Annotated in this window: 9 protein-coding genes and 1 pseudogene; 9 read left to right on the forward strand and 1 reads right to left on the reverse strand. The window is 66.1% G+C overall.

The genetic code is table 11. The features are described from left to right. Positions 1-65 precede the first annotated feature (65 nt). The 9 genes from ABNS06_RS11055 (at position 66) to ABNS06_RS11095 (ending at position 10,848) form a co-directional block, all read left to right on the forward strand. On the forward strand, positions 66-623 hold the full coding sequence (locus ABNS06_RS11055) for a MotA/TolQ/ExbB proton channel family protein (RefSeq protein WP_348674654.1): 558 nt from the start codon (positions 66-68) through the stop codon (positions 621-623). After that, entirely contained in the window at positions 620-1,030 is a 411-nt protein-coding gene (locus ABNS06_RS11060; RefSeq protein ID WP_348674655.1) for a biopolymer transporter ExbD, read from the forward strand. The genes ABNS06_RS11055 and ABNS06_RS11060 overlap by 4 nt, the downstream gene beginning before the upstream one ends. Before the next feature lie 12 nt (positions 1,031-1,042). Beyond that, positions 1,043-1,720: an energy transducer TonB gene (locus ABNS06_RS11065; protein WP_348674656.1), complete on the forward strand. Its 678-nt coding sequence runs from the start codon at positions 1,043-1,045 to the stop codon at positions 1,718-1,720. A 2-nt stretch (positions 1,721-1,722) separates the two neighbouring features. Beyond that, positions 1,723-3,003: a tetratricopeptide repeat protein gene (locus ABNS06_RS11070; protein ID WP_348674657.1), complete on the forward strand. Its 1,281-nt coding sequence runs from the start codon at positions 1,723-1,725 to the stop codon at positions 3,001-3,003. A 64-nt stretch (positions 3,004-3,067) separates the two neighbouring features. After that, positions 3,068-4,309 carry an OmpA family protein gene (locus tag ABNS06_RS11075; protein ID WP_348674658.1) on the forward strand — a complete coding sequence of 414 codons (1,242 nt, stop codon included), beginning with the start codon at positions 3,068-3,070 and terminating at the stop codon, positions 4,307-4,309. A 180-nt stretch (positions 4,310-4,489) separates the two neighbouring features. Then, positions 4,490-5,887 (forward strand): efflux transporter outer membrane subunit, encoded by a 1,398-nt coding sequence (locus ABNS06_RS11080; RefSeq protein ID WP_348674659.1) that lies wholly within the window; start codon positions 4,490-4,492, stop codon positions 5,885-5,887. 13 nt (positions 5,888-5,900) lie between these two features. Continuing rightward, positions 5,901-6,974 (forward strand): HlyD family efflux transporter periplasmic adaptor subunit, encoded by a 1,074-nt coding sequence (locus tag ABNS06_RS11085; protein WP_348674660.1) that lies wholly within the window; start codon positions 5,901-5,903, stop codon positions 6,972-6,974. Continuing rightward, on the forward strand, positions 6,971-9,718 hold the full coding sequence (rbbA, locus tag ABNS06_RS11090) for a ribosome-associated ATPase/putative transporter RbbA (RefSeq protein WP_348674661.1): 2,748 nt from the start codon (positions 6,971-6,973) through the stop codon (positions 9,716-9,718). Before ABNS06_RS11085 ends, rbbA begins: the two co-directional genes overlap by 4 nt. Further along, positions 9,715-10,848 carry an ABC transporter permease gene (locus tag ABNS06_RS11095; protein ID WP_348674662.1) on the forward strand — a complete coding sequence of 378 codons (1,134 nt, stop codon included), beginning with the start codon at positions 9,715-9,717 and terminating at the stop codon, positions 10,846-10,848. The genes rbbA and ABNS06_RS11095 overlap by 4 nt, the downstream gene beginning before the upstream one ends. Positions 10,849-10,912: 64 nt before the next feature. Here ABNS06_RS11095 and ABNS06_RS11100 read toward each other — a convergent pair. Beyond that, a pseudogene (locus tag ABNS06_RS11100) lies at positions 10,913-11,488 on the reverse strand (hypothetical protein); the annotation flags it as partial.

Raw genomic sequence — 11,488 nt, forward strand, 5'->3', positions numbered from 1 at the left:
CCAGACCGCCGGGCTGATCGCCGAGCGCATGGAAGCCCGGGCCGTGCAGGACAAGGCCGCCTAGCATGGAAGGCTTGACCTTTTTCGTCTCCGACGTCGTCTTCCAGGTCACCAACTTCCTGATCCTGGGCGGCGACGTGCTGCTGCTGATCGCCGCGGCGATCTTCATCATGTGGGGCTGCATCGTCGAGCGGGCGCTGTTCTTCTACGTGCGTTATCCCGGCAAGGCCAAACGGGTGCGGGCGCTGTGGGAGGCCCGATCCGACCACCACAGCTGGCAGGCGCACAAGATCCGCCTGGCCCTGCTCAACGCCATGCGCCAGCAGACCCGGGCCTACATCAACACCGTCAAGACCGTGGTCGCCATCTGCCCCTTGCTGGGGCTGCTCGGCACCGTCACCGGCATGATCGCCGTGTTTGACGTCATGGCCGCGGCCGGCATGGGCAACCCGCGGCTGATGGCCGACGGCGTGGCCAAGGCCACCGTGCCGACCATGGCCGGCATGGTCGGGGCCTTGTCCGGTGTCTTCGCCATCTACTGGCTGGAATGGCAGGCCAAGCGGCGGATGGAACACCTGGCCGACCACCTGGTGACCGAGCACGACGAGGAGGTCCCGGCATGAGGGATTTTCTCAGCGAGGGCGATGACGACGCCGTCGACTCCGAGATCGACCTGACGCCGATGCTCGACGTCGTCTTCATCATGCTCATCTTCTTCATCGTCACCGCCAGCTTCGTCAAGGAGGCCGGCTTTGACGTCAACCGACCGCCGCAGAGCAATCAGCCGCCGAAGAAGGACGAGGTCAAGAACATCCTCGTCAGCATTGCCGCTGACGGCCAGCTCTTCATCAACCGGCGTCCGGTGGATGCGGGCGCGCTGACCGCCAACATCAAGCGCCTGCATGCCGAGAACCCGAAAGGTGCGGTGGTGATCCAGGCCGAGGACGACTCGGCCAACGAGCGGCTGATCACCGTGATGGACGCGGCGCGCAAGGCCGGCGTCTACAACGTCTCCATCGCATCCAACTAGGGGGCAGGGCGGATGAGCACCACAACCAGCGAAGCACTGCCCGCCAGCGCCATCGACGACGTGCTGCGGGCGCACTGGACGCACGGGCTCGTGCGTCTGCTGATCGGCGTGGCCATCGGGTTGCTGATGACCTTTCTGCTGTACTGGCTGATGTCCGTGCTGGTGGCGGCGGGCAAGAACGCGCTGACCGAAGCGCCGGCCGGGCGCATCGTCGACTTTGTCCGCGTCCCCAACCCGCCGCAGCTGCGCACCGAGCAGCCCAAGCCGGAGAAGCCGGACAAGCCGCAGATCGCGCCGAAGACGCCGCAGGTGCAGACGCAGACGGTGAAGCCGCAGGGCAACACCGTGAACATCGGGGCGATGTCGGTGGACAGCGACCTGGCGGTGGACACCAGCGCCGGGCTGTCGGCCTCGGACGGCGAGTACCTGCCGATCGTGAAGGTGGCGCCGGTGTACCCGAGACGCGCGCAGACGCGCGGGATCGAGGGCTGGGTGCTGCTGACCTTCACCGTGACCGAGACCGGCAGCGTGATCGACCCGGAGGTGATCGACGCCGAGCCGTCGGGCGTCTTCGACTCGGCGGCCAAGAAGGCGGTGGAGCGCTTCAAGTACAAGCCCCGCGTCATCAACGGCAAGCCACAGGTCGTCCGCGGCGTCGAGCATCTCATTACCTTCAAGCTGGATGACTAGCCATGAAGCACTGGCCGCAACTCCTGATCATCACGCTGGCGCTGGTTCTCATGCCGACGCCGGGGCTTGCGCAGAAGGACGACGACCAGCGCAAGCCGCGTACGACCAGGAAGACCGAGAAGCTGTCTCCGGCGGTGTACGAAAAGATCACCGCCGCCCAGGAGGCGCTGGACGCCAAGGACCTCGCGAAGGCGGCATCGATTCTCGACGAACTGCTGGCGAAGGCGGACGGGCTCAACAATTACGAGCAGGCGCAGGTCTACAACTTCTACGCCGCCGTGCACTACGAGCAGGAGCAGATCGACCGGACCATCGAGGACTACAAGAGCATCTTGCGTCTGGGCGAGGGCGTGCCCGAGCAGCTTCGCAACAACTCGCTGTTCCGTCTGGCCCAGCTCTACTTCGTCCGCGAGGACTATGCGCTGTCGGTGCGGGTGCTGGATCAGTGGATGCAGCAGGTGGAGTCGGTCCGGCCCGAAGCGCACATGCTCCAGGCTCAGGCTTATTACCAGCTTGGTGACTACGACGCCGCCGCGCCCGCCGCGATCGCGGCGTTGCAGGAGGCCAAGCGCCGCGAGCAGGCGCCCCGCGAACAGTGGCTGGCGTTGCTCCGGGCGATCTACTACGAGCAGGGTGACTACGCCAAGGCCTCGCGGGTGCTCGGCGAGCTGATCGCCGGCTGGCCCAGCCCGAACTACTACAAGCAGCTCGCCGGCATGCTCGGACTGATGCAGTTGCAGGAGGCGCAGCTCGCGGTGATGCACGCCGCCTACCGCGCCGGGATGCTCGAGTCGGAGTCCGATGTCCTCAACATGGCGCGGCTGTACATGGCCGAGGACGCGCCGTACCCGGCGATTGATGTCATCCGGGACGCGATGCGCTCCGGCATGGTGGAGGCGAACGCCGAGAACCTGCAATTGCTGGCTCAGGCGATGGCGCTGGCCAAGGAATACGAGCAGCAGATTCCGGTGCTGGAGCGCGCCGCCGAACTGTCCGGCGATGCCCGCCAGTATGTCTATCTCGGGCAGGCGCAGATCGCGTTGTACGACTGGGCTGCCGCCGTCGATGCCTTCGAACAGGCGCTTTCGATCGGCGGGCTGGAACGTCCGGGCAGCGCCTACATGCAGATCGGCACGGCCCACTACAACCTCAAGCGCTACGGTCCGGCCCGCCAGGCCTTCAAGGAAGCCGCGGCGTATTCGGACTATCGAGACCAGGCCACCCGATGGGTCGCTTTCGTGAATCAGGAGGTCGAGCGTGAACGTGCCATGCGAGGTGGCTGACTGGGTCGCGACGACGGCGATGGCGTGTCACCGGAACAGACAATCGAGCCCAGTGGAGGGGACGATGACAACAAGTAAAACGATGCGTTGGAGCGCGGGCATTCTGCTGGCGGTCTTCAGTTCGACAGGTCTGGGGCAGAGCGACAACCAGCCCTCTCCGTTCAAGGACGGGTTCTACGTCGTGCCTATGCTGTCGTATACCCAACCGGATGGTCAGCGCTTGCTGGACGACGGCGTCGGCTACGACATCGGTGTTGGCTACCGTTTCTCCGAGATCTTTGCCTTGGAACTGGACGGCACGTTCAGTGAGCTGGACCGGGACAACGGCGAGACCACCGACATGGCGGGTCTGACGCTGCGGGGCGTGGCCTACCTTGCCGGGTTGCTGCCCAATGCCTTCGTGTCCTTCGGCATCGGCGAAATGAGCACCGACGAACAGGGGATGACCGGGTCGGAGTACGAGGGCATGCACATCGAGGCGGGCCTGGGTTACGTGCTCCCGCTCAGCATCGGCCGCTACGACTTCGGCATCCGCGCCGACGCCCGGTTCCGCCACAACAACGGCCAGGAGAACGACGGCTCCATCGAGTACGACAAGTCCGGCATGGCGGACAGCATCTACCGTGTGGGTCTGCAACTGCCGATCGGCCTGCGGCCGCTGCCGCCGGAGCCGGAACCCGAACCGCTGCAGGTCATCGAGCCGGTCGCGATCTGTTCCGATGGCATCGACAACGATGGTGACGGCGTGCAGGACTATCCGGGTGACAAGGGTTGCGAGTCTCCGGATGACAATGACGAATCCGGACCGCCGCAGTGCGATGACGGCATCGACAACGACGCCGACGGCCTGATCGACTATCCGGAGGACACCGGCTGCGAGGCGGCGACCGACAACGACGAAGTCAACGAATGCCATACACCGAAACCGGGTGAGCGCCTGTCGCTCAACGGTTGCGGTCCCGGTGACGTGATCGTGTTGCGCGGCGTGAACTTCGAGTTCGATAAGTCGGTGCTGACCCCCAACGCCAGAACCATTCTCGATGCGGTCGCCGCCGAGCTGAATGCCTATCCCGATGTCACCGTGGAACTGGCCGGGCATACCGACTCCAAGGGTGCGGAGTCCTATAACCAGACCCTGTCCGAGGCACGTGCCCAGGCGGTGCTGCGTTATCTGGTCGACCGTGGAGTGTCGCCGGATAGGATGACCGCCACCGGCTATGGCGAAAGCCAGCCGGTCGCCGACAACGGCACCGAGGAAGGCCGGGATCTGAACCGGCGAACCGAGCTGACGGTCACGGGGAACTGAGTCCCGAGGCACCGGTCCCGACGCTTCAGGTCGGGGCCGGTCGATCCCGATCCGGCAGGTCAATTGAACCCATGCGTTGAACGCGCTGGAGACCCCGGCCTATGCTGAAGGACATGGGGTACGTCCCGGATCGGGAGAACGTTCGTGTCTTGTCCATACCGGCCGAGGCTGTCCTGGCTGTTGGCGGCCGGGAGCGCCGCGCTAACCGCTTGCACCACACTCGCGCCGGACTACGAGCGGCCCACCAATCCCGTGTCCGGCTACGCCGTGCCGGCGGGCCCGGAAGGCACCAGCGCGACGCTGGTCGACACGGGCTGGCGTGCCTATTTCACCGACCCGCAACTGCGGGACGTAATCGCGCAGGCGTTGGAGAACAACCGCGATCTTCGCGTCGCGATCCTCCGCGTTGAAGAGGCCCAGGCGGCCTACGGCATCACCCGGGCCGACCGGTTTCCCACGCTGGGGGCGGCCGCTGCCGAGACCCGTGGCCGGACGCCGGGCGATCTGAGCCCGACCGGCCGGTCGGTTGTCAGCAGCCAGTTCGAGGTCGGGCTTAACGTTCCGGCCTGGGAGCTGGACTTCTGGGGCCGCCTGCGCAGTTTGCGCGAATCCGCGTTGCAGGATTTTCTCGCCACCGATTCCGCCAGGCAGGCGGCCACGATCAGCCTGATCGCGCAGGTGGCCGATGCTTACCTGGTTTTGCGCGAGCTCGACGAGCGACTGGCGCTGGCTAGCCACTCGGTGGAGAACTACGGCGAGTCCCTGCGGATCTTCCGGCGGCGCTACGAGGTCGGGGCGGTGTCCCGTCTGGAAGTCGCGCAGGTCGAGAGCCTGCTGGCGCAGGCCCGCGCGCTGGAAGCCCAGCTCGCGCGCTCGCGCGCGGCGCAACTCAATGCGCTGAATCTGCTGGCCGGTGCGCCGGTCGAGACGCTGCCGCGCGACACCCGGCTGGACGATCGCAGCGTCATGGAGGAACTGCGTGTGGGCTTGCCCTCCGAGGTGTTGCTGCAGCGTCCGGACATCGTGGCCGCGGAGCACAGGCTGCGCGCCGCGAATGCGAACATCGGTGCGGCGCGCGCGGCCTTCTTCCCACGCGTGACGCTGACCGGGTCCTACGGCACGGCCAGCGCCGAGCTGGAAGGTCTGTTCGAGGGCGGGAGCGAGTCCTGGGGGTTCTCGCCCAGCATTTCGCTGCCGATCTTCGACGCCGGCCGGCGCCAGGCCAATCTGGATCTGGCGGAGGTGCGCAAGAACATCGCGGTCGCCAGCTACGAGAAAACCGTGCAAACCGCGTTTCGCGAGGTGGCGGACGCGCTGGTCGCCCGGCACTGGCTGAGTGATCTGGTCGACATCCGCATGCAGACCCGCGAGGCCCAGGCCGAACGCGCGCGACTGGCCAAGCTGCGCTACGAGGCCGGCGCCACGCCGTATCTCGAAGTGCTGGACGCGGAACTGGCCTTGCTGTCATCCGATCAGCAACTGGTGGAGACGCGTCGTGCGCTGCTGTCCAGCCGGGTGCAGCTTTATGCTGCGCTGGGTGGTGGTGCGCAGGGCCTGGACGCAACCCCGATTCAATAGGCGGCAGACGACCATGAATTTTCTCCGGAAGAACAAGCTCATCATCGTCGTGCTGATGCTGGCCGTCGGCGCGGTGGGGTACTTCGCATGGAAGAACACCCAGGCGGCGGGGTACGGCGACGGGTTCGTCAGCGGCAACGGCCGCATCGAGGCGACCGAGATCGATGTCGCGGCTAAGCTTGGCGGGCGCATCGTCGACGTCTATGTCTCGGATGGCGAATTCGTGAAGGCCGGACAGGTGCTCGCGCAGATGCAGATCGACACGCTGGAGGCGCAGAAGGATGAGGCGAGGGCGCGTTTCGAGCAGGCGGAGAACGCGGTGCGCAGCGCCGAGGCACTGGTCGCGGTCCGCCGGAGCGAGCTGGCGGCCTACGAGGCGGTCGTGGTCCAGCGCGAGGCCGAACTGGACGCCGCCCGGCGCCGGCTGAGGCGGACCGAATCGCTGGTTTCCGACGGCGCCACCTCCGAGCAGCAACTGGATGACGACCGTGCCACCGTGCGTCGCGCCGAGGCGACCCTGCGAGCCGCCCGGGCCCAGGTGACCGCGGGCGAGGCCGCGATCAAGGCGGCGGAGTCCGAGGTGGTCGGTGCCCGGTCGGCGGCCAGCGCCGCGCGCGCCACGGTCGCGCGGATCGAGGCGGATCTGCTCGACAGCCAGCTCAAGTCGCCGCGCGACGGACGCGTTCAGTACCAGATCGCCCAGCCCGGCGAGGTTGTGGGAGCGGGGGGCAAGGTGCTCAACCTGGTGGACCTGAGCGACGTTTACATGACCTTCTTCCTGCCGGAAACCATCGTGGGGCGTGTTGCGCTGGGGCAGGAGGTTCGCATCGTGCTGGATGCCGCGCCGCGGTACCCGATTCCGGCGAAGGTCACCTTCGTCGCCAGCACGGCGCAATTCACACCGAAGACGGTCGAAACCCAGAGCGAACGGCAAAAGCTCATGTTTCGCGTCAAGGCGACCATCGACCGCGAGCTGCTGCTGCGACACATGGAGATGGTGAAGACCGGCCTGCCCGGTGTGGCCTGGCTCAAGCTCGATGACGGCGTCGACTGGCCGCCGGAGCTGACGCTGCGTCAGCCTGAATGAGCGATACCGTCACGACGTCGGTCGCCCGGTTGCGCGGTGTCGGTTTGCGCTACCGCAAGACGGTCGCGCTCGATGGCATTGATCTGGACATACCGCCTGGCTGCATGGTCGGTCTGATCGGGCCGGACGGCGTCGGCAAGTCCAGCCTGCTATCGCTGATTGCCGGCGCGCGCGCGGTGCAGACCGGAACGGTGACGGTGCTGGACGGCGACATCGGCGATACGCGCCACCGCGACCGGGTCTGCCCGCACATCGCCTACATGCCTCAGGGGCTGGGCAAGAATCTGTATCCCTCGCTGTCCGTGGAGGAGAACCTCCAGTTCTTCGGGCGGCTGTTCGGGCACGGTCCGGCCGAACGCCGTCGCCGCATCGACGAGTTGTGCACCGCGACCGGGTTGCAGTCGTTTCTGGACCGCCCCGCCGGCAAGCTGTCCGGCGGCATGAAGCAGAAACTCGGATTGTGCTGCGCGCTGATCCACGATCCCGACCTGCTGATTCTCGATGAGCCGACGACCGGGGTGGACCCGCTGTCGCGCAACCAGTTCTGGGACCTGATCACGCGGATTCGTCAGGCGCGGCCCGGGATGTCCGTCGTGGTCGCCACCGCCTACATGGAGGAGGCGGAGCGCTTCGACTGGCTGGTTGCGATGAATGCGGGGCGGGTGCTGGCAACGGGCACACCGGCCGAACTGCATGCGCAGACCGGAACGAACACCCTGGAAGCGGCCTTCATCGCGCTGTTGCCGGAGACCGTGCGCCAGGGGCATCGCGAGGTGATCGTGCCGCCGCTGGAGGTGGGTGACGACGAGATCGTTGCCATCGAGGCCCGCGACCTGACCATGCGTTTCGGCAACTTCACCGCGGTCGACCACGCCAGTTTCCGGATTCGCCGAGGCGAGATCTTCGGGTTTCTCGGCTCCAACGGTTGTGGCAAGTCGACGACGATGAAAATGCTGACCGGCCTGCTCGACGCCAGTGAGGGCGAGGCCTGGCTGTTCGGCCAGGCGGTTGATTCCAGCGACATCGGAACGCGCCGGCGCGTCGGCTACATGTCGCAGGCGTTCTCGCTTTATTCGGAGCTGACCGTGCGGCAGAACCTGGTGCTGCACGCCCGGCTTTATCACGTGCCCGCGGAGCAGATTCCGGCGCGTGTCGACGAGATGGTCGAGCGCTTCGATCTGGCATCGGTGCTGGACAAGCTTCCGGATGCGCTGCCGCTGGGCATCCGCCAGCGCCTGTCCCTAGCGGTGGCCATGGTGCACAAGCCGGAGCTGCTGATTCTCGACGAGCCGACATCCGGGGTCGATCCGATCGCGCGCGATGCGTTCTGGCGTCTGATGATCGATCTGGCCCGCAAGGACAAGGTCACCATCTTCATCTCCACGCATTTCATGAACGAGGCGACGCGTTGCGACCGCATCTCGCTCATGCATGCGGGCAAGGTCCTCGTCACCGACGAGCCGGCAGAGCTGGTGCGCCAGCGTGGTTCGGCGTCGCTGGAGGCCGCCTTCATCAGCTACCTGGAGGAGGCGGTGGGCGAGCGTCACGCACCCGATGCCGCCGCACCGGTTCTGGCGGCGGAGACCTCGGCACCGGACGAGGGCGGCGGCCGACGTCGCGGCTTCAGTCTGATGCGCGTGCTCAGCTACTCGAGCCGTGAGGCGCTGGAGCTCCAGCGCGATCCGGTCCGCGCGACGCTGGCGCTGGTGGGCAGCCTGATCCTGATGTTCATCATGGGTTACGGCATCAGCATGGATGTCGACAACCTGACCTTCGCGGTGCTGGACCACGACCGTTCCGGCACCAGCCGGGACTACGTGCTCAACCTCGCGGGGTCGCGTTACTTCATCGAGCGCGATCCGATCCGGGACCACGCCGACATGGACCGGCGCATGCGCAACGGCGAGCTGTCGCTGGCGATCGAGATCCCCCCGAACTTCGGGCGTGACCTCCGACGTGGCGACCAGGTTCAGATCGCGGCCTGGGTGGACGGATCGATGCCCGCGCGCGCGGAGACGGCCAGCGGCTACGTGCAGGGCATGCATCAGACCTGGTTGGCGCAGATGGTTCGCGCCCAACTGGGCGTTACGCCGACCCCGAGTGTCGAGGTGGAGATCCGCTACCGCTACAACCCCGACGTGGAAAGTCTCCAGGCGATGGTGCCCGCGGTTATCCCGATGCTGCTGATGATGATTCCGGCGATGCTGACGGCGTTGTCCGTCGTCCGCGAGAAGGAGCTCGGGTCCATCATCAATCTGTACGTCACGCCGGTGAGCCGCCTGGAGTTTCTGCTGGGCAAGCAGGTTCCGTACATCGTGCTCGGCATGCTGAACTTCCTGCTGCTGACGCTGGCGGCGGTGACGATCTTCGGTGTCCCCCTGAAGGGCAGTTTTCTCCTGCTGGCGATTTGTTCACTCGCCTACATCGCCTTCGCGACCGGCTTCGGACTGTTCGCGTCCACGTTCACCAACAGCCAGCTCGCGGCGATCTTCGCCACGATGATCGGTTCCATGATCCCCGTCGTGCAGTTTTCCGGGATCATCACGCCGGTTTCGTCACTGGAGGGTGTGGGGCGGCATATCGGCGAGTTCTATCCGGCGACCTACATGGTCATGGTCAGCCGAGGCGTGTTCAGCAAGGCGCTGGGTTTCGCCGATCTGGGCTTCGCGGTTTATCCGATCATGGCCTCGGTGCCGGTGATCCTGGTCGCCGCGACGCTGTTGCTGCGCAAGCAGGCCCGCTGATGCGCGGTTACCTGTCCAACGTCTACCGGCTTGGCGTCAAGGAACTGTGGAGTCTGCGGCGTGATCCGGTGATGCTGATCCTGATCATCTACACGTTCTCCCTGTCGGTTTACACCTCGGCGACGGCGATGCCGGAGTCTCTCAATCTGGCGCCGATCGCGATCGTGGACGAGGACCGCTCACCGCTGTCCCAGCGCATTGCCCAGGCGTTTTATCCGCCCCATTTCCTGCCGCCGTCGATGATTACGGTGAACGATGTTGATTCGGGCATGGATGCGGGCCTGTTCACCTTCGCGCTGACGATACCGGCGGGATTTCAGCGCGACGTACTGGCCGGTCGCGCGCCGGCGGTCCAGCTCAATGTCGACGCCACGCGCATGTCGCAGGCCTTCACCGGCAGTGGCTACGTGTCGCGCATCGTCAACGACGAGGTGACGGGGTTTGTCAGCCGCTACCGCGACGGGGTGTCGACGGCACCGGTGGAGCTGGTGTTGCGAGCCCGCTTCAATCCGAATCTCACGGAAGCCTGGTTTGGCGCGCTGATGCAGATCATCGACAACGTCACGCTGCTGTCGATCATCCTGGCCGGCGCGGCCCTGATCCGAGAGCGGGAGCACGGGACCATCGAGCATCTGCTGGTCATGCCGGTGACGCCGTTGCAGATCATGGTGGCGAAGGTCTGGGCGACGGCGGGCGTGGTGCTGCTGGCCGCATTCCTGTCACTGACGCTGGTCGTTCGCGCCGCCCTGCAGGTGCCGATCGAGGGGTCGATCGCATTGTTCCTGCTCATCGCCTTGCTGCATCTGTTCGCGACCACGTCCATGGGGATCTTCATGGCAACCGTGTCCCGCGGCATGCCGCAGTTCGCGTTGCTGATGGTGCTGACCATCATCCCGCTACAGATGCTGTCCGGTGGCTCGACGCCATTCGAGAGCATGCCGCAGTTCGTGCAAATGGTGATGTCGGCAGCGCCGACATCACACTTTGTCTCCGCGTCACAGGCGGTGCTTTATCGTGCGGCGGGCGTGGAGGCGGTCTGGCCGCAGATGCTGGCGATCACCGTGATCGGCGGGTTGCTGTTCGTGTTCTCCCTGGCCCGTTTCCGCAAGACCATCAGCCGGATGGCCTGAGGCCTGGAATGAACGCGATCCGGAGGGCATCGTTGGCGGCTGCCCGTCCGGATCGTCGACGCGCCTAGGTCCGCTCGTAGAGTGTCACGACGCAGGCGCCGCCCAGACCCAGGTTGTGTTGCAGCGCGAGTCTGGCGCCGTCGACCTGTCGGGCTTCGGCCTGACCGCGCAGCTGCTTGACCAGTTCGGTGCACTGCGCGAGGCCAGTCGCGCCCAGCGGATGTCCCTTGGACAGCAGGCCGCCGGAGGGGTTGGTGACGACCTTGCCGCCGTAGGTGTTGTCGCCGTCGACGACGAACTGTTCGGCCTGGCCACGCCCGCAAAGTCCCAGCGCCTCATAGCTGATCAGCTCGTTATGGGCGAAGCAGTCGTGCAGCTCGACCACGTCGACATCGTCCGGACCGATGCCGGCGGCCTCGTAGACGGTGTCGGCGGCGGTCTTCGCCATGCTGAAGCCGACCAGCTCGCGCATGTCGGCGGCGTCGAAGGTGACCGCGGTGTCGGTGGTCATCGCCTGGGCGCGGATGCGCACGCCATCGTCCAGTCCGTGGCGCTTGGCGTAGTCCCGCGAGCAGATGATCGCCGCTGCGGCGCCGCAGGTCGGCGGGCAGGCCATCAGCTTGGTCATCACGCCCGGCCA

This window comes from uncultured Abyssibacter sp. (genome assembly GCF_964000955.1).
In the GTDB taxonomy this organism is placed as follows: domain Bacteria; phylum Pseudomonadota; class Gammaproteobacteria; order Nevskiales; family OUC007; genus Abyssibacter.